17 protein-coding genes are annotated in these 19177 nt (G+C 64.9%); 6 read left to right on the top strand and 11 right to left on the bottom strand.

All coding sequences use genetic code 11. The features are described from left to right. Positions 1–226: 226 nt before the first annotated feature. A complete protein-coding gene (locus VFZ66_09120; protein HEX6289338.1) occupies positions 227–472 on the top strand; it encodes a hypothetical protein in 246 nt (81 codons plus the stop codon). Between the two features lie 3 nt (positions 473–475). After that, a complete protein-coding gene (locus tag VFZ66_09115; GenBank protein ID HEX6289337.1) occupies positions 476–862 on the top strand; it encodes a type II toxin-antitoxin system VapC family toxin in 387 nt (128 codons plus the stop codon). A gap of 201 nt (positions 863–1063) precedes the next feature. On the opposite strand, the gene VFZ66_09110 is transcribed toward VFZ66_09115, so the two are convergent. From VFZ66_09110 to VFZ66_09065, 10 genes are all read right to left on the bottom strand, one after another. Beyond that, positions 1064–1825 (bottom strand): 3-hydroxybutyrate dehydrogenase, encoded by a 762-nt coding sequence (locus VFZ66_09110; protein HEX6289336.1) that lies wholly within the window; start codon positions 1823–1825, stop codon positions 1064–1066. After that, positions 1822–3369: a long-chain fatty acid--CoA ligase gene (locus tag VFZ66_09105; GenBank protein ID HEX6289335.1), complete on the bottom strand. Its 1548-nt coding sequence runs from the start codon at positions 3367–3369 to the stop codon at positions 1822–1824. The genes VFZ66_09110 and VFZ66_09105 overlap by 4 nt, the downstream gene beginning before the upstream one ends. 235 nt (positions 3370–3604) lie before the next feature. Continuing rightward, on the bottom strand, positions 3605–4861 hold the full coding sequence (locus VFZ66_09100; GenBank protein ID HEX6289334.1) for a hypothetical protein: 1257 nt from the start codon (positions 4859–4861) through the stop codon (positions 3605–3607). Positions 4862–5053: 192 nt separating this feature from the next. Next, a complete protein-coding gene (locus tag VFZ66_09095; GenBank protein ID HEX6289333.1) occupies positions 5054–6073 on the bottom strand; it encodes a 3-oxoacyl-ACP synthase in 1020 nt (339 codons plus the stop codon). Positions 6074–6084: 11 nt separating this feature from the next. Further along, positions 6085–7134 (bottom strand): branched-chain amino acid ABC transporter permease, encoded by a 1050-nt coding sequence (locus tag VFZ66_09090; protein ID HEX6289332.1) that lies wholly within the window; start codon positions 7132–7134, stop codon positions 6085–6087. A gap of 29 nt (positions 7135–7163) precedes the next feature. Then, positions 7164–8222, bottom strand: coding sequence for an alpha/beta hydrolase (locus VFZ66_09085; GenBank protein HEX6289331.1), 1059 nt, complete (start codon positions 8220–8222; stop codon positions 7164–7166). A gap of 105 nt (positions 8223–8327) precedes the next feature. After that, positions 8328–9383 (bottom strand): branched-chain amino acid ABC transporter permease, encoded by a 1056-nt coding sequence (locus VFZ66_09080; GenBank protein ID HEX6289330.1) that lies wholly within the window; start codon positions 9381–9383, stop codon positions 8328–8330. 42 nt (positions 9384–9425) lie between these two features. Next, entirely contained in the window at positions 9426–10160 is a 735-nt protein-coding gene (locus VFZ66_09075) for an ABC transporter ATP-binding protein (protein ID HEX6289329.1), read from the bottom strand. A 261-nt stretch (positions 10161–10421) separates the two neighbouring features. Beyond that, positions 10422–11189, bottom strand: coding sequence for an ABC transporter ATP-binding protein (locus tag VFZ66_09070; GenBank protein HEX6289328.1), 768 nt, complete (start codon positions 11187–11189; stop codon positions 10422–10424). Between the two features lie 266 nt (positions 11190–11455). Continuing rightward, a complete protein-coding gene (locus tag VFZ66_09065) occupies positions 11456–12796 on the bottom strand; it encodes a substrate-binding domain-containing protein (protein ID HEX6289327.1) in 1341 nt (446 codons plus the stop codon). A gap of 190 nt (positions 12797–12986) precedes the next feature. On the opposite strand from VFZ66_09065, the gene VFZ66_09060 reads away from it, so the two are divergent. After that, a complete protein-coding gene (locus VFZ66_09060) occupies positions 12987–16253 on the top strand; it encodes a BTAD domain-containing putative transcriptional regulator (GenBank protein ID HEX6289326.1) in 3267 nt (1088 codons plus the stop codon). Between the two features lie 27 nt (positions 16254–16280). On the opposite strand, the gene VFZ66_09055 is transcribed toward VFZ66_09060, so the two are convergent. Beyond that, the gene (locus VFZ66_09055; GenBank protein ID HEX6289325.1) at positions 16281–17018 is read right to left on the bottom strand and encodes a class I SAM-dependent methyltransferase; all 738 of its coding nucleotides are present in this window, start codon (positions 17016–17018) and stop codon (positions 16281–16283) included. A gap of 343 nt (positions 17019–17361) precedes the next feature. Between VFZ66_09055 and VFZ66_09050 the strand changes: the two genes are divergently transcribed. The 3 genes from VFZ66_09050 to VFZ66_09040 all read left to right on the top strand — a co-directional run. Further along, the gene (locus VFZ66_09050) at positions 17362–18243 is read left to right on the top strand and encodes a xanthine dehydrogenase family protein subunit M (GenBank protein ID HEX6289324.1); all 882 of its coding nucleotides are present in this window, start codon (positions 17362–17364) and stop codon (positions 18241–18243) included. Positions 18244–18257: 14 nt separating this feature from the next. Next, a complete protein-coding gene (locus tag VFZ66_09045; protein HEX6289323.1) occupies positions 18258–18749 on the top strand; it encodes a (2Fe-2S)-binding protein in 492 nt (163 codons plus the stop codon). Further along, positions 18746–19177 (top strand): hypothetical protein (locus VFZ66_09040; protein ID HEX6289322.1); only part of this gene is annotated, 432 nt, incomplete at its 3' end. The genes VFZ66_09045 and VFZ66_09040, both read left to right, overlap by 4 nt.

The following is a 19177-nucleotide window of genomic DNA, read 5'->3' as shown; positions in this document are numbered from 1 at the left end:
ACTGTAGAGCAGGCTAGCGGCGCGGAGCGCGGCAGAGGCCAAGCGCGCCAGCGCAGCGTGGACAACGGCGTGCGTGAGCATCATCCATTCCTATCGATCGGTGAGCGGTGAGATCTGGCGTGTATTGTAGCGCACAAGCGTTGATTCTCGAAAAAAGAGCAAATCTGTTACTTGATCAAGCTCCAGCAACCCTGTACAGTACCTATGAGAGCGAAAGGTTTTGATGATGGCAACAGCATCTATTCAACTTTCAGATCAAGAGATGCAAGCATTGCGCGAGCTGGCAGAGCAGACGGGCAAGACCGAAGATGAGCTACTGCATGAAGCGATCTCAAGATTACTCGCGCAAGTACAACCTACCAACAGGATTGCGTTACTGCGGCAAGCACGTGGTATCTGGAAGGCTCGTACAGATCTCCCCGAAGTAAACACATTACGCACTGAATTTGAACGATTTTCATCCCAAGAGTAGCACATGACGATACAACTCCTCCTCGATACCGATGTATTGATCGATTACTTGCGTGCTCGTGCCGAAGCAGTGATGTACGTGGAGAGCCTGACGGAGCCGTTGCTGATGTCAGCCATTACGCTCGCCGAGTTGTATTCGGGTGTGCGTGAAGGGACGGAGAGAACACTATTAGATACATTTGTCGGTGCATTTGAGATACTTTCAGTCAGTGATGAGATTGCTGTGAAAGGAGGGCTCTATCGACGTGACTATGGCAAAAGTCACACTGTTGGCCTTGCCGACGCCTTGATTGCTGCCACAGCAGAGCACCACAATGCAACACTTGTAACCCTCAACCACAAACATTTTCCAATGCTTCTAAATGTCGTCGTACCATACCAGAAACAATAAAAATCATCTATAAACAAACAAGGACGCTCGCCTGAGCGTCCCTGCAATGAGCGGCCCGCACCCGCGCCGGGTGCCCTTTGGGCATGGCACCCGCCGCTCCGATCGCCGCCAAGGCGGAGGCCCGCCTGTGAACGTGGGGCAGGGCGGGTGCCCGCTGGGCGTGGGGTGCCCTTTGGGCGGCGATTGGGGTGAGGGTCTGCTCTATCTCGCCGTCCAGCCGAGATCGATGTTATGCGCCACGCCGGTGATTGCGCCTGCCCGATCCGAGGCCAGAAAAAGGGCCAGATCCGCGACCTCCGACGGCTCGATCAGCCGCTTGATCGCCGCCGGTTCGAGCATCACCTGCTCCACCACCTCCGATTCGGGAATGCCCCGCGAGCGCGCCTGCGCCGCGATCTGCCCCTCGACCAGCGGCGTGCGCACGTAGGCCGGGCAGATCGCGTTGACCGTGATGCCGTGCGCCCCAACCTCCAGCGCGACCGTCTTGGTCAGGCCGAGGATGCCGTGCTTGGCGCTGATGTAGGCTGCCTTGAATGGGCTGGCGACCTGTCCATGCACGCTGGCGACGTTGATGATTCGGCCCCAGCCCTGCTGCTTCATGCCGGGCAGTAGATACTTGGTAAGCTGAAACGGCGCGGTCAGCAGCACCTGGATCATCCGGTTCCAGATCTCTTCGGGAAACTCGTCCACGGGCGCGATATGCTGAAAGCCCGCGTTGTTGACCAGAATATCCACCCGGCCCGTCACGCTCAGCGCCGCGTCTGCCAGTTGCCGCACCAGCGCCTGATCGGACAGATCGGCCTGCGCAAACACGCCGTCGATCGCGGCGGCAACCTGCTGCGCGTCGGGGTGGATGTCGTGGACGACGACCGTCGCGCCCTCGCGGGCGAACGTCTCGGCAATCGCCCGCCCGATCCCGCTGCCAGCGCCCGTCACCAGCGCGACTTTGCCCTGCAACATCATGATACGACTCCTTCCGAGCGATCGATCGTGCCGTAGCGCTCCCGCAGCTCAGGCTTGAGGATTTTACCGCTGGATGTGTGCGGCAGCTCAGGCAAGAAAAGCACCGACTTGGGCACCTTGTAGCGCGCCAGACGGCTGCGGCAGTGCTCGATCAGCTCCTCGGCGGTCAGCGACAGCCCCGCTCGCGTCACCACCAGCGCGCGCCCAACCTCGCCCCAGCGCTCGTCGTGTACGCCGATCACCGCGCACTCGGACACGGCGGGATGCTCATAGATCGCGCGCTCGACCTCGGTGGGATAGACATTCTCGCCGCCGGAGATGTACATGTCTTTCTTGCGATCCACGATGTAATAATAGCCCTCATCGTCGACGCGCACCAGATCGCCAGTGTGGAACCAGCCGTCAGTGATCGCCGCCGCCGTCGCCGCTGGATTCTTCCAGTAGCCCGCGCAGACCGTCGGGCCGCGCAGCCACAGCTCGCCGATCGCGCCCTGCGCCACGACGCGCCCCTCGTCGTCGACAACGCGCGCGTCGAGGTGGAAGATCGGTCGTCCGACCGAGCCAGCCTTGCGGATCGCGTCTTCGGGATTGAGCGTGAAGCAGTTGACCGATACCTCGGTCAGGCCGTAGCCCTGGCGGAAGGGGATGTCGCGCTGCTGGTACGCCTTGATCAGCGGGACGGGACAGGGAGCGCCGCCCGAAATAAAGAAGCGCACGCTGCCGAAATCGGTCTGCGCAAACGAAGGCGTGTCCAGGAGCATCTGAAACATCGTCGGCACCGCGAAGAAGATCGTCACGCGCTCCTGCTCGATCAGATCCAGACAGCGCTGCGGCGACCACTCGCGCATCAGCACCATTGCGCCGCCCGCGTGCAGCACTGGGATCGTCAGCACGTTGATCCCACCGGTATGGAACAGCGGCGTATGAATGATGCTCACGTCGTCGGCGTGAATGTCCCAGCCGACGTTGGTGTTGATCGAGTTCCAGACGATCACCCCGTGGGTCAGCACCGCGCCCTTGGGCCGCCCGGTCGTGCCCGACGTGTAGAGGATCAGATGCGGATCTTCGGGATCGACCTCCGCCGTGACCGGCCCGCACTCCGCGCGATCGAGCAGCTCATCGTAGCGCGGCCCGGTGCCGTCATCGCCAGCGCCCAGCCAGATCAGCGCGGCAGATGACGCCTGTGGCTGTAGCTCATCCACAACCGGCGCAAACTCAGGGTCGGCAATCAGAACGCGCGGCGCGCTATCGTCGAGCAGATAGGCCAGCTCCAGCGCGGTCAAGCGCCAGTTGAGCGGCACCAGGATCGCGCCGAGCTTGCCGGTGGCGAAGAGCGCATCCAGGTACTCGATCCGATTCTTGGACAGCACCGCCACCCGATCGCCTTTTTGCACGCCGCACTGATGGCGCAGCGCGTGAGCCAGACGATTCGCCCGCTCGTTGAGCTGACGGTAGGTATAGCGCAGGCCGGTCGCATCATCGACCAGCGCCAGCCGGTCGGGCGTCAGCAGCTCGCGCTTGCCGAGCCAATCGCCGATGTACATAGGATTCTCCCAGAGCAGCAGTGTGTTCTTTGTCTTCCTAATTGCAGAATCAAGGCACCCTGTCAGGAAAGCGTTCCCGCAATTCTGCATCAGGAAGGGAATTTTTTGGGACGCCCAGGCCGGGGTGCCCTTTGGGCCTGGCACCCGCCCCGGCCTGACGGCGCACTGGCGCAGGATCGCGGATCAGCCGCTCGTATTCTGGCACGCGGCAGTTACAGCCGAGTTTCAGGCGGCGCTACTGCGACAGCCAGGTATCGATCTGCGAGGCAACGCCGCTCTGCCAGCCCAGCTCAAGATGGTTGACCGCGCTGTTGACGACCTTCTGGCCGAGCGTGCCGATGCCCACGGTATCGCCGCAGCTCGCGGTAAAGACGACGCCGTCGCTGGGTCCGGTGTGCTCGTTGTGAATGTCGGGAATATCGTTCGCGCCGCCGCAGTAGAGATAGGTACGGACGCTGGTTGGTATGCCCTTCGAGCGGATCGTATTGACCAGCGAGCCCTGCGAGATCGCCTGATCAATGCCGGGACTGTACGAGACATAGCCCCAGCCGCCGTAGTAGGTCGTATACCAATCCTGCTCCGTCGTCGCGGGCGAGTACACGCCGTCCCAGCGGTAGAGCATCTGCTTCTGGCCGGGAAAGGAGTTGCCGCTGCCGGTGGTGTAGATGCTCAGCTCAGGATGGCTGTACCAGATGCCGTAGCAGACCAGATCGGTATGCGCCGCCGGAGCGTTGGCGGCCACGCCGCACTCAGGGTAGCTCCCGACCGAGGGCAGGATGCCGTGGCGGAAGGTGTAGTCGATGCCTTTGTTGGGGCCGCCTAGCAGGATCAGCCTGCGCACGCCGCCTCCGTAGGCCGAGCCGCCGGTTTTATACGCCGATGAGACGTACTGCCGCGACGCGAACGCGCCCTTGCTCCACGCGATTACGTCGACCTGGCTCGCGCCGGTCTTGGACTTGATCAGGTTAACCGCATCGTGGATCTGCTCGGCCCAGTAGTAGTTGTCGCCGTGCTTGTGCGGGAAGTTGATCGCGAAGACTTTGTAGCCGCGACTCGACAGGTATTGCATCAGCCCGGTCGATGGGCAGGTGAGCGCGCCGCAGTTGCCCAGGTTCGGCGCGGCCCAGGCGCGGTCGGCGTTATCGTTCGCGCCGTGGACCAGCAGCACCGGCGTGGGCCTGGTGCCGGTGTTCCAGCCGGGCGCGTGATACAGCAAAAACTGGCTTGAGTGCGGGCGGCCCGTGCCGAAGAAGGTTTTGCGCTGCCCATCCTGATCGTTCCGTCCGCTGGCGAGATACTGCTCCGCCTGGAAGAGCGCGCCGTTGTCCTTCCAGCGCTCGACCCTGGCCCAGCCGTAGCTGACCGTGGTAAAGGTCGCCTCCAACGTCACCGAGCCTGTGGCCTGCGTCGGCCAGGGCACGGTAAGCGCAATCGCCAGAATCAGCCAGATCACGACGTGGCGGACAGAGCGGAGGATGAGCGGGGGCTGCATATGAACCTCCTAAAACCGAACAAAGAACAACAGAACAAAGGAACAAAAGAACCGGGTGCCCTCTGGGCGCACAAGGGAACAAAGAACTAAGAACCAAGGAAAACCCAAAACCCCAAACTCAGAACTCAGAACTCGAAACGTTGAATTTGAAACTCGAAACCTGAAACTCGAAACTTGAAACTTGAAACTCCGTTACTCTCCCCAACGAATCGCCGTCGCGCTCCACGTGTAGCCGGTGCCAGCGCCCGCGAAGACCACCAGATCACCGTCGTGGAGCAGGCCGCGCTCCTGGGCCAGCTTGAGCGCAAGCGGCTGATCGACCGACTGGATATGGCCGTACTCGTCGAGGTAGATCGACTGATCCTCGTGCAGGCCGAGCGCATCAAGCAGCTCGCGGTGAAACGACGGCTTCATATGCGTGATCGCCAGAAACGCGATCTCGTCGCGGGTCGCGCCGCTCTTGGTCACGGCATCCTCGATCACCTGCACAAAGTTGGAGAGCGACACCAGCGCCAATCGATCGCGCATATCGTCGAGCTGAAGCACGTCCAGCCGGTGCAGATCCTCGGCGATCGTCGTGGGGCTGGGAGGATTGAGCGAGCCGCCGCCGGGCATCACCACGTTCTCGCTGAACGAGCCGTCGACCAGCACCGCCGACTCAAGCACCTGATTGCGCGCAAGGCCGCGCTGCAAGAGGATCGCCGAGCCGCCCGCGCCGAAGTTGTACATGAAGCGCGCCCGCTGGTTGGCGTAGCTCACCAGATCGTTTTCGCGCGCCGCCGCCACCAGCAGCACATTGCGCAGGTGCGGATCGGCGCGCATCTGGTCGCGGGCGACTTTCAGCGCGATCGGTGCTCCCGCGCACAGCGCGTAGATCTCGTAGGCGTAGGCCCGCGTCGCGCCGAGCAGGTGTTGGATCTTGGCCGCCGCCGACCAGACGAAGTAGTCTTTGTACTCGCTGCCGTGGTAGATGATCAGATCGATCGCGGTCGGATCGACCTGCGCGCTGGCAAGCGCCTGCCGCGCCGCGCGGGCCGCCATCTGCGAGGGCTGATCGTCGGAGCCTGCGATGTGCTTGCGCCGAATGCCGAGCTTCTCGCTGACAACCTGTTCGGGAATGTTGGATTGCCGCGCGATCTCGGCGGCGGTTTCGATCTGCTCTGGGAGATACACGCCTACTGCGGCGATCCCGATCGGCTCGAATGCAAGCACTGAACGCTCCTCTATTTGGTATGTGGATCGGCCTCGGCGTTGCGCGGCGTGAGCGAGCGGCGCAGATGCGCGATTGTGCGGCGGCTGGATCGTCCGCGCAGCCGGTTGAACGCGCCGACGATGCCCGCCGGGAAGAACAGCACCAGGCTGATATAGATCAGACCAAACAGCAGATCGGTGCGCAGCCAGGTCGGCAGCAGCGTGTGCAGCAGGCCGCTCTCAAGCCACTGCTCCAGCAGCCGGATCGTCGCCGCGCCGATCATCGGCCCCGCCAGCGTGCCGATCCCGCCGATGATCGTCATCAGCAGCGCCTGGATCGTCATGTTGACGCTCAGCAGCTCGAAGGTCGCGCTCTTGTCGTAGAGCACCAGCATCATCCCGGCCAGCCCCGCGATCGTCGCCGAGAGCATCGTCGCCAGCAGCTTATAGACGAAGGTGTTATAGCCCAGCGCCAGCGCCCGCCGCTCGTTCTCGCGGATCGCCACAAAGACTCGTCCGGTGGGCGAGTTGACGATCCGCCGCGCGATGAAGTAGAGCGCGGCCATGAAGCAGAGCGCCAGAAAGTAAAAGCGCAGCCGAAAGGCGGTCGGATCGATCGCCGCAGGAACCTGCACGCCCTGCAAGCCTAGCTCGCCGCCGGTCAGCGGCTTGAGCTTGGGATCGTCCGCCCGGAACAGGATGAACGCAATCTCCGCCAGCGCCAGGGTGATCATCGAGAAATACACGCCGCTCAGCCGCAGCGAGAGCGCGCCGACGAACGCGCCCAGCGTCAGGCCCACGCCGATCACTGCCAGCACGACCAGCAGCATCGAGGGCGGCTGATCCTGGCGCAGCAGGATCGCGGTGGTGTACGCGCCGCCGCCGAGAAAGAGCGCGTGCCCGAACGAGATAATGCCGGTGTAGCCCATCAGCAGGTCGTAGCTCAGCGCGTAGACGGCCAGGATATAGATCTGGATCAGCACGCCCTGCCAGAAGCGGGTGGTGCCCTCGGAAAACGCAAAGGGCAGCCCGGCCAATCCCAGGAACACCAGCAGCGGCAGCAGCGGTTTCAGTCGCGCCATAGAAATCCCTCATTCAGCGGATAGCAGCCTCATGCCTGCGCTTCCAGAAACGTGAAGAACGCCGCGCGGAACGCCTCCGGCTGCTCGATGTGTGGCGAGTGGCCGCACTCCGACAGCACAACCTCCTGGTACCGCCCGCCGCGCGCCGCAAACCGATCGAGCACCGCGCGGGTCTGGCCGACCATCGGCTGCGGCGGGAAGACCTCGACGCCCGGCCAGCCTGGGATCACGCCAAGCTGCCCCAGCATTCCGACATCGGACATCGAGGTGTCGGAGACGATCTGGTCGGAGTCGCCGCGAATCCAGAGCACCGGGATCGACGCCGGGATCGACGCAAAGGCCGCGAGGTTGCAGTGCTTGGGCGAGAGCGCGTTGTTGATGCCGGTCACGCCCGGCGCGATACCCGGCCACGTGCTGACGGGCACGACATCGCCCGGATAATGGTGATCGCCGCAGGCGATCAGCAGCAACTCGTCGAGAAATACCTCTTCGCGGGGCGAGCGGAACGGCGACTTCCAGTAGAGCGCGTTCATCACGTTGCGCGGCGAGAACGGACTCTCTGCGCTGCGGTCGCGGGTGCAGACCCGCCGCACGAACTCGGCGTTGGTCATGCCCGCGCCGCTCCCGGCAAAATTCGGCGCGGTCGGCGTGCCCTCCAGGTCGCGCGTGCCGCCGAAGCCGTAGGGCGAGCCAGGCGCGATCAGCGTGATCGACGCGACGGCCTCAGGATGATCGATCGCGTACTGCATCGTGACGCACCCGCCCAGCGACCACCCCACGAGATGCGGGCGGTCCAGCTCAAGCGCCTCCACCAGCGCGTAGAGATCGTCGCTGAAATCGCGCATGCCGCGCGTCGCATCCACGGGCGCGGCCTCCGACCGCCCGTAGCCGCGCATATCCAGCGCAATCGCGCGGAACTGCGGCGGCAGCGAGACAAGCAGATCCTCCCAGAAGCGCGCCGCCGAGAGATTGCCATGCACGAAGATGATCGGCACGCCGTCCGCCGGCCCCCTGGTGATGATATGCGTCCGCAGCCGCGCGGTCTGCACGGTCGATGCCTCTAAGCCGTCAAGCAGTGGAGGATTCATAGTTATACCTCATGGAGAACAGGCAAATAAAGAACAAAGGGATTCCTGGCGCATCATTGTTCGTTATTTCTTCATTGCGTCTCTCTAGCTCTCTGTTCTTTGTTCTTACTCGTGACTCCCAAACATCCCTCCGGGCTTGAGCAGCAGCACCAGCGCCATTACCAGCACCGTGGAGGCCGAGGCGATGGCCGTCGGCCAGCCCGATTCGAGCACCAGATGATCGCTGAAGGTCCGCGACAGGCCGATCAGCAGCGCGCCGATCGCCGCGCCGCTGTAGCTGCCCAGCCCGCCGATCACCACGACGATGAACGCGAAGAGCTGGTATTCCAGGCCCATCTCAGGATAGACGCCGATGAACGAGGCCGCCGCCGCGCCGCCGAGCGCCGCGAGGCCAGCGCCAAGCGCGAAGACGCCGGTAAAGACTCGTCGCACGTTGATGCCGAGCGCCTCGACCATCGCGCTATCTTGCACGCCCGCCCGGATGATCATGCCGAGCCGCGACGAGCGCAGCAGCACCGCCACGGCAATCGCGATCGTCACGCCAAGCGCGATCAGAAACAGGCTGTAGGTCGGGAAGCGACGACCAAGCACCTCCAGGCTACCCTCCAGCAGCGGCGGCTTGATCGGCGCTTTGCTGTCGGAGCCCCAGGCGGGCACGCTCCGCACCAGCGCGTCGAAGACAAAGACCAGGCCGAGCGTCAGCAGCACTTGATAGATCGGGCGGGCGTAGAGCGGGCGGATCAGCACAATCTCCATCAGCGCGCCGATCCCGGCGCCCACCAGCGTCCCGGCGAGCAGGCCGATCAGGAAGCGCAGATCGCCGCTCGCCAGCGTGACGGGCCAGTGACCGGGATGGAGCGGATTGAGCCACTGGTTGCAGCTCCACGCCACGTACGCCCCGACCATGAAGAGCGAGCCGTGGGCGAAGTTGAGCACGTCCATCAGGCCGAAGATCAGCGACAGCCCCGCCGCGATCAAAAAGTAGAGCGCCGCCAGCGTCAGGCCGGGCAGAATAATGCCTGTCACCAGCTTGGGCAGCCCGGCGGGAGCCTTGAGCAGAATCAGCGCGAAGAGAACCAGCATCACCAGCGGGATCAGCCAGGCCGCGATCTGCTCGCGCCAGGCCCGTCCACGCAGCGAAATAGCCGACGATGTAGCCATATCCTCAAAGCTCCTCATCACCATTGCGCCGATCAGAGTATCTCAGGCCGCGCCGAGATAGGTATGCACCAGCGCCTGATCCTGCCGCAGCGCCGTCATCGTGCCCGAATGCACCGTCCGCCCGTCGTCGACGATAAAATAGCGCTCGCTGATCGCGCTCGCCATGCGAAAATTTTGCTCCACCAGCAGCACGGTCGTGTGGGCGCTCAGCTCTTTGATCGCGGTCATCATCTGCTCGATAATCACCGGCGCGAGGCCCTCGCTCGGCTCGTCGATCAGCAGCAGCCGGTTGGCCGGAACCAGCGCCCGCGCGATGGCAAGCATCTGCTGCTCGCCGCCGGAGAGCGTGCCGCCCTTCTGCTGGATGCGCTCCTGCAAGCGTGGAAAGAGCGCGAAGATCAGCTCGGAGCGACGCCGCAGATCGCCGCGCTGGCGCTCGGCCAGGTGCAGGTTTTCCTGCACCGTCAGATCGCGAAAGATCGCGCGATGCTCCGGCACGTAGCCGATGCCTAGCTGCGCGATCTGGAAGGTGCGCCGCCCGCTGATCCGCTCGCCGGCAAAGCGGATCTCGCCGCCGCGCGGCGGCGTCAGCCCCAGGATCGACTTGAGCGTCGTTGTCTTGCCCGCGCCGTTGCGCCCAAGCAGCGCTGTGATCGTATCCTGCTCGACCTGAAGCGTCACGCCGTCAAGGATGCGATACTGACCAATATACGTTTCGATCTGACTCACTTCGAGCAGCGGCGCCATCTTGACCTCATTCTCGTATTCGAGTTTCACGTTTCAAGTTCCGGCCCTCACCCCAATCGCCGCCCAAAGGGCACCCCACGCCCAGCGGGCACCCGCCCTGCCCCACGCTCAGGCGGGCTTCCGCCTTCGCGGCCTGCGGCACAGGAGCGGGGGAGGAATTAGTGCCCAGTTCTTGGTGTGCCGGGCGCCTATGCCGGGCGCCCTCTGGGCATGGCACCCGCATGGCACCCGGTTCTCGGTTCTCTTCTTGTTCCCTTGATCCTTTGTGCTCTCATCCCCCGGCTATCGGCGCTACTGCTGAATCACATCTTCGTACAGCTCTCCCAGATACGCCTGCTGCACGCGCTGGTCGGCGGCGATCTCGCGGGGCGTGCCCTCGGCCAGCACCCCGCCCTGATGCATCACCGTGATCCGGTCGGAGACGGCCATCACCACATCCATACGATGCTCCACCAGGATGATCGTCCGCTCACCCTGCTGGCGCACCTGCCGGATGATCGCCATCAGCTCCGGCACCTGCTCCGCCGCCATGCCCGCCGTCGGCTCGTCCAGCAGCAGCAGATCAGGATCGCCCGCCAGCAGCAGCGCCAGCTCCAGCTTGCGCTTGTCGCCGTGAGATAGCGCGCTGGCAAGCAGACCCTCGCGGCCTTCCAGCCCCACCAGCGCGATCACCTCCTCGGCCCGATCCAGGTAGCGACGCAGGCTGCCGCTGTGCCGCCACAGCTTGAAGCTGTCGCTGCCGCGCGCCTGAGCCGCCAGCCGCACATTCTCAAGCACCGTCAGGCCGGGAAACAGGCTGGTGATCTGGTAGGCTCGCCCGATGCCTAGCTGCGCGACGCGGTGCAGCGGCACGCCCGTGATGTCGCGCTCCTTGAAGAAGATGCGCCCGCTGGATGGCCGGATCGCGCCGCTCATCATGTTGAAGAGCGTCGTCTTGCCCGCGCCGTTCGGCCCGATGATCGAGTGGAACGCGCCCTGCTCGATGCTCAGCGATGCCTCGCGGACCGCCTGTAGGCCGCCAAACCAACGAGAAACAGACTCGACGCGCATGATTGGCATAGGAGTATCCTAGAAGGCCGTGAGGCCGGGGTGTGGGGGCGTCCCCCACCATTATTTCTTAGCATTCGTTGCACGAAGCAAGAACAAAAGAACAAGCGAACAAGGGAACAATTGACAAGATAAACAACAGATAAGTCAAATATCAAAAGCGAATTTCAATCAACGCTATCAACATCGAATAATGCCATGATTCAGCTTGTGGAGAAGGAACAGAGAACAAGAACATACTTTTTGTTCTTTGTTCTCTGTTCTGTGTTCTCCTGCGTTTACTGCTTCACCTGAATCGGCGGCGCGGTGTCCTGCGCCGAGCGCTCCTCAAGCAGCTCGAAGAACTTGGCCTCAGGATCGTCGATCTTGACGAGCTTGACCATGTACATTGGCTGGAGCGCCTGATGATCTTCTTTGCGGAAGGTGTACGTGCCCTTCGGCCCGTCGAACGACATGCCCTCCATGACGCTGATCAGCTTGTCGGCGTTGGTATCGCCGCTGGTCTTTTCGAGCGCCTCGACGATGGCGATGCCTGCGGCCATGCCGCCAGCGGTAAAGAGATCCGGCGGCGCGTTGAACTGCTTCTTGTGCTCGGTGACGAGCCAGTCGTTGACGGGATTCTTGGGCAGCGTGTAGTGATAGGCGATCATCCCGACCGAGCCGGTGGCATCCTTGTAGACCGTCGGCAGCGTCACGTTATCGCCGAAGCCGGTCGCCAGCGTGAGCTTGTCGAGCACGCCCTGCTCGCGCATCTGCTGGAAGAGCCGGGGAAAGTTGCTGCCGGCCCAGGTGACGAACATCACCTTCGCGCCGTTCTCGTCGGCGGCGTCGAGCACTTTTTGCAGATAGGGCGTGAAATCCGTCGTGTCGGCGGGGATCAGCACGTCGTCGGCGACGAACTTGCCGCCGTTGCTCTCGATGATCGCGCGCCACGAGGCCGCCGAGCCTTTGCCGAAGTCGGTGTCGGGCGCGATCTGCACGAACTCTTTGCCGACGTTCTGCACCACATACGGGCCTGCGGTGAGCGCATCCTGAAGCGTATTGCGGCCTGTGCGAAAGACATACTTGTTGAAGTTCGCGCCGGTGATCTGCGGCCCTGCCGCCGGATCGATCACCGCGATCTTCTGATTCTCTTTCGCCACCTCGATCACCGCAAGCGCTGAGGTCGTCGAGGCGCAGCACTGCAAGATCTCAACGCCGTCCTTCTCGATCAGCTCGCGCGCAAGCTGGCGGGCTTTATCGGCGTTGTTCTCGTCGTCCTTGATCACCAGCTCGATCGGACGACCGGCGACGGTCATCGTGCCGTCGGTGGCGTACTGAAGGCCCAGCTTGAGCCCGTTGATCTCTTGCTGGCCGTAGAGCGAGAGCGCCTTCGACTGATCGGTGATCACGCCGATCTTGAGTGGCTTGCCGGAATCTGTAGCACCTGCGGGTGAGGCCGACGGGCTGGCCTCGGACGTGGCGGCGGGTGCCGCGCTGGCGGCGGATGTGGCGGCAGGCGCGACGCTGGCACCGCTGCTGGCGGTATCGGGCGGCGTAACCCCTGCACCGCTGCTGCATGCAGCCAGGAACATGGCTACCAGGCTGAACAGCGTACACCAGGAGACGAGTCGCTTCATCGCGTGGTCCTCCTATGACCTCGATAGGGCGGATGATATGGCTGAATCGTGATCCGCTGAGGGGCCGATGGAACCTCAGGTGTGGAGCATAGAGCAGGACAGTTACACCAGGGTTACAGGATGAGACGACGCGGTATAATGCAGGCTACAACCGTTTAGCGGCCTCCTGACGGGCCGAACCATCGCGCGTATGACAACACCTGAGCTGCTGGTTCAAACCCGGCTGATCCCGCCCCGCCCGCGCCGTCAGTGGTTGAACCGACCGCGACTGACGGCGCTGCTTCAGCGTATGAGCGACGTGCCGCTGACGCTGCTGATCGCGGGCACCGGCTACGGCAAGAGCACGACACTGGCCGGTTTTTTTGCCGCGCAGCGCTGGCCGCTTGGCTGGTACTCGCTCGGCGACGAAGATCGCGATCCGGTGCGCTTCCTGCGCCACGCGATCGGCGCGCTCCGGCTGTACGTGCCCGGCGTCGGCGAGCAGGTGCTCAACAGCCTGGCGACCGGCTGGAGCGCGGCGCTGGGCGAGCGGGCGATCGATATGCTCTGCAACGAACTGCTGGCGCTGCTGCCCGCCGATACGTTTCTGGTGCTGGACGACTACCAGCATGTTGACACCGCCCCACCGATCGGCGCGCTGGTCGAGCGTCTGCTGGCACATGCGCCGCCGCAGCTGCATCTGGTGATCGTGTCCCGGCGTCGTCCGCCGCTGGCCGGGCTTGCCGCCTGGCGGGCGCGTGGCCTGCTGCTTCAGATCGAGCAGGCTGATCTGGCTTTCACCGCCGACGAGGTGCAGGCGCTCTTCGCCGCGCATGGCCGCTCGATCGGTGCCGCAGAGGCCGATATGCTGGCCGCCCGCACGGAGGGCTGGGCCGTCGCACTGCAACTGCTTCAGCAGGACGTGGGCGAAGGCAGCATCAGCGCGCGGCTGCTGGAGCGCGCGTCGCCCTCGCTTCAGGCGCTCTTCGACTACCTGGCCGAAGAGGTCTTCAACGTGCAGCCGCCTGAGGTCCAGCGCTTTCTGCTGCAAACCTCGATCCTGCGCATCCTGCATCCGGCGCTCTGCGATGCGCTGCTTGAGCAGCGCGGCAGCGCGGCCTTTCTACGACGGCTCCACGGCGAGGAGCTGTTTCTGCTCTCGATCGGCGCGGAGCACTACCGCTACCACCAGCTCTTTCAAGATTTCCTCCACGAGCAGGCGCAGCGACAGAACGTGCCGCTGACCGAGCTACATCGTCGCGCCGCCGGATGGTATCGCCACGACGGCCAGGACGAGGAGGCGATCTACCACGAGCTGGCCGGGGGCGAGATCGCTGCCGCCGCCGCGCATCTGGCAGCCGTCGCCGAGAGCTGGACGCGCAGTGGACGGGCCGCGACGCTCAAAAGCTGGCTCGATCGGCTGCCGCCCGCGCTGCTCGACGACTCGCCCGCGCTGCTGTACGCTCAGGGCGAGGCCGCCCGCCTGCTCAGCCACTTCGACGACGCGCTGGTCTGGTATCGCCGCACCGAGGCCGCCTACGCGCTGCGCGGCGATCTGGTCGGACAGAGCCACGCGCTGCGCGGCCAGGCCCAGGTTTATCTCGACACGGTGCGGCCTGCCCCAGCCGAGCACCTGCTCAAGCGCGCGCTCAAGCTGCTGGGCCGCGCGCATCGGGCCGAGAGCGCGGCGCTGCTGCATCTCCTGGCCGAGAATACCACCAATCGCGGACGGGCCGGGCTGGCGGCGAAGCTGCTGGCCGCCGCCGAGCGGATGTGGCCCGCGGCCGTCACTGCGATCACGGCGGCGCGCGTCGAGCTGCGCACGGGCCAGATCGCGGCGGCGCATCGACGCTTGCAGGCCGAGCTGGATCATCTGCTTCAGGCCGCCGCAGGCCAGGCACCGGAGGCGCATCGCGAGCCGCTGCTGCTGCTCTCGCTGCTCGAATGCTGGCTGGGCGATCCCGTGGCGGCGCGCGCTCATGCCGAGGCCGGGCTGCGGCGCGGACGCACCATTAGCTCGCCGATCGTGGAGGCGGTGAGCGAGATCCGGCTGGGCCATAGCCTGCAACTGCTGGGCGACGACGAGGCCGCCGCCGAATGCTACCAGCGCGCGCTGCATCTGGCGGATGCGTTCGGGGTGGCTCGCACCAAGGCCGAGCCGCTGATGGGCCTGACGCTGCTGGCTGGCACGCGCGGCGATCTGGCCGGGGCGGAGGCCTACGCCCGCGAGGCGCTGACGATCGTGGAGCGCACGGGCGATGAGTGGATGGCCGCGCTGCTGTGGCTGGCCCTGGCAGTCTCGGAGATCACCGCCGGACACCAGCCTGCTACCCAGGCGCTCGACGAGGCCGAGGCTCGCTTCGGCGCAAGCAGCGATACCTACGGACTAACGGCAGTGCTGCTCTGGCGGTCGATCGCGCTGCTCCGTTCCGGCGCGACCAGGCAGGCCGCGCCGATCGTGCGGGCGCTGCTGCAACAGATCGCCGCCCACCACTACGAGGCACTGATCACCCATCCGACGCTGTTCACGCCCTGCGACCGGCAGATGCTACCGCCGCTGCTGCTGCTTGGGCTGGAGCTGCAGGAGGTGGCGACCACCGCGCGCCAGCTTCTCGCGCGCGCCTTTCCCGCGCTCAGCCCGCAGCTCGAAGGCCACCCAGGCTGCGGCGCGCTCTACCATCCCGGCGCGACGCTGCGGCTCCAGATGCTCGGACGCTTCCGCGCCTGGCGCGGCGGCGAGGAGATCACCGCATGGAACCGCGAGAAGGCGCGGCAGCTCCTCCAACTGCTGATCACCGAGCGCGGTCGGTGGCTTCAGCGCGATCAGATCATCGAGCTGCTCTGGCCCGACGTGGGGCTAAGCGCCGCAGAAGGCCAGTTCAAGGTCGCGCTCAACGCCCTGACAACCGCGCTTGAGCCGCATCGTCCACCGCACGCGCCCTCGTTCTACGTCAAGCGCAACGGCACCGCCTACCGCTTCGCGCCGCCCGCCGACGCCGTACGGCTCGACGTGGAGCGCTTCGAGACGCTTCTCGATCAGGCTGAGGGCGCTCAGGAGCCGCAGCAGCGCATCGCCTTGTATCGCGCTGCCCTTGCGCTCTACACCGGCGATTATCTGCCCGAAAGCGTCTATCAGGATTGGGTGACGGAGACACGCGAGCGGCTGCAACGGCGCTATCTGACCGCCGCGACCAGCCTGGCCGGGCTGCTGCTGGAGCCGGAGTCGCAGGAGGCGATCCGCTGGTGCGAGGCCGTTCTGGCCGCCGATCCGTGCTGGGAGGAGGCGTACCGGCTGCTGATGCGCGCCTACCTGCGCCAGGGCAATCGCCCCCAGGCGCTGCGGATCTATGAGCGCTGCGCCCGCCAACTGGAGGCAGAGCTAGGCATTCAGCCGCTGCCGACCACGACGGCGCTCTATGAGTCGATCAGGACTGGCGAGGTAGACCAGCTTGAATCAAGCAATGTCGGCAAACATTAAGCGTTACTATCAGCCAAACCCTCCGCCCTAAGCGGACAGCGCGGTCGCGCGACGCCGCAGGACCATGTAGAGCGCGGGCGGTCGCGCAAACAAGCCGTTCGGCAGCAGATGGATCGTATGCATGATCGTCTCTCCCTGGCGCAGCACCTCGAAGCGTTCGGGCGGGAATAGCGTATCAAGCTCCTCCGGCGCGAGCGCTCCGGGCGTGATCCCATGCGCGCGGACCCGCGCCAACCCTGGCGGCATGCCGTACTGCGCGGCAATCGCCTGGTAGTAGTCCATCGCCCGCAGCGGATACTCGATGAGGTAGGCGATGCCGACCGCGCCCATGAGGTGCTCGATCGTGCGCGCCACAGCCGGGCGATCGGACGAGCGAATCTGCTGAAGCACGCCGCGCATATACACGTGCGCATCGCCGATCTCCGCGTGCAGCGCCGCCGCCTGCTCCAGGTCGAGCGCGTCGAGCACCCGATACGCCACGTTCATCGGCGTTGTCTTGGAGCAGGCCAGCTCCAGCGCCGCAGCCGAGACATCGACGCCCCAGACCTGCGAGAAGTGCCGGGCGAAGAAGCGGGTCTGCGTTCCGTTACCGCAGCCTAGATCGACCAGCGGCAGCCGCGTATCGGCAAGATCGGCAAAGCGCACCAGATCGAGCGCCGCCGCCCGTCGCGGCTCGACATCCCACAACACCTCGTCGGGATCGCCGCTCAGCGAACGCCAGAAGCTATCCCAGGCTGTGCCATACGCGGAGTGCGGATCGGTCATCGCGCGGTCCTTCCGTAAAAGGTGTAATGCCGGTGGTGCTCCTAAGTATACAGCGTCGATGCGCAAGATTCTAGATTCGAGATACGATACAACGCCGATCGATCCAGGCCCAAGAGCGTGGCGCGCGCCAGGAGATGAGGCGTTTGGAGCGGCAAACGATGCTGCGCTTGACACCAGCGCTATAGTAAAGATGAGATAAAGCCTCACTCCACCCTTCTCCTGTCGCAGCCGAGGCACCAGCCTGCCAAGGTTCGGGGAAGGAGTGCTGAGCGCAGCGAATCGGGGTGAGGGTCGCTACACGACACGCTTAGTTCGAGCGCTGTAGAATACACGCGAGCATTGCATGAAACCAGCGCCCTTTGAGTATCACGCGCCAACCACCCGCGACGAAGCTCTGGCATTGCTGGCCGAGGGTGGCTTCGACGCTAAGGTTCTCGCCGGAGGCCAGAGCCTGGTGCCAGCGATGAATTTTCGTCTCGCCCGGCCTGCGCTCCTGATCGATGTGAATCGCATCGACGATCTCTCCGGCATTCGCCCCGCCGACGACGGCGGCGTGTCGATCGGCGCGCTGACTCGCCAGCGCGCGGTCGAGCGCAGCCCGCTGATCGCCGAGCGTCTGCCGCTGCTGGCCGAGGCCATGCCGCATATCGCCCACCCGCAGATCCGCAGCCGGGGCACGATCGGCGGCTCGCTGGCCCACGCCGATCCCGCCGCCGAGCTACCCGCGCTGTCGCTCGCGCTGGATGCCCGGCTGCGCCTGCAAAGCCAGCAGGCCGAGCGCTGGCTCCCCGCCGCCGAGTTCTTCCTGGGCATACTGACCACCGCGCTAGAGCCGGAGGAGCTGCTGGTCGAGATCGCGATCCCGGCGCTGCCGCCACGCACCGGCACCGCCTTCGACGAGGTGGCCCGGCGGCACGGCGATTACGCTATGGCGGGCGCGGCGGCGGTCGTCACGCTGGCCGAGGACGGCACGATCGCCGAGAGCAGGCTGGTGCTGCTGGCCGTGGGCGATATTCCCGTCCCGATCCGCTCGGTCACGCAAGCATTGCGCGGCGCGCAGCCAACCGAAGACGCGATCCGCGCCGCCGTCGAGTCGATCGACGCCGAGATCGATCCGCCGACCGACCTGCACGCTACCGCCGCGTACCGGCGCTACCTCGTCAAAAACCTAGCCCGCAGCACGCTGCTGCGCGCTGTGGAGCGCGCGTGCCAGCCGATTTGTTAGCAGAAGGAATCGCCATGAAGCGCGAGGTGACGCTGACCGTCAACGATCGATCCTATACTCGCCAGGTTGAGCCGCGTCTGCTGCTCAGCGATTTTCTGCGCCACGAGCTGGCGCTGACCGGCACGCATGTCGGCTGCGAGCACGGCATCTGCGGCGCGTGTACCGTGCTGCTCGACGGCGAGCCGATCCGCTCGTGCCTGATCTTTGCCGTGCAGGCCGACGGCCACGGCGTGACGACGGTCGAGGGCTTGTCCGACGATCCCGGCAACCTGCATCCGCTCCAGCAGGCATTCTGGGAGGCGCACGGCCTGCAATGCGGCTTTTGCACACCCGGCATCTTGATGACGCTGCTGCCCTTTTTGCAGGAGCACCCCGACCCAAGCGAAGACGAGATCCGGCAGGCGCTCTCCGGCAATCTCTGCCGCTGCACCGGCTACCAGTTCATCGTCGAGGCGGCGCGGCGGGCGGCGGAGAAGCTGCACGCCCCACAGGGAGGCGCGGCATGACCACACAGCAGTTCGGCGCGCGGATCAGGCGCAGCGAAGATCCGCAACTCCTGGCAGGCCAGGCGCAGTTCACCGACGATGTTCATCTGCCGGGGATGCTTCACGCCGCCTTCGCCCGTAGCAGCTACGCCCACGCCACGATCGCGGGGGTGGACGTGGAAGCGGCCAGGTCACTGCCCGGCGTGATCGCTGTCTTTACGGCGGAGGATCTGGGCGACTTCTGGCAGCCCTCGCCGCTGCTGGTGCCGCCGCCGCCCGCCGAGCACGTGATCTTCAACGAGCGCACCGCAGGCCAGCTCGCCAAAGACAAGGTGCGCTACGTCGGCGAGCCGATCGCGATGGTCGTGGCCGAGAGCCGCTACATCGCCGAGGACGCCGCCGAGCTAATCGAGGTCGAGTACGAGCCGCTTCCAGCGGTGGTCGATCTT

The sequence above is a fragment of the Herpetosiphonaceae bacterium genome, assembly GCA_036374795.1.
Lineage (GTDB): Bacteria > Chloroflexota > Chloroflexia > Chloroflexales > Kallotenuaceae > LB3-1.
This window is presented reverse-complemented; position numbering and strand designations above follow the sequence as displayed.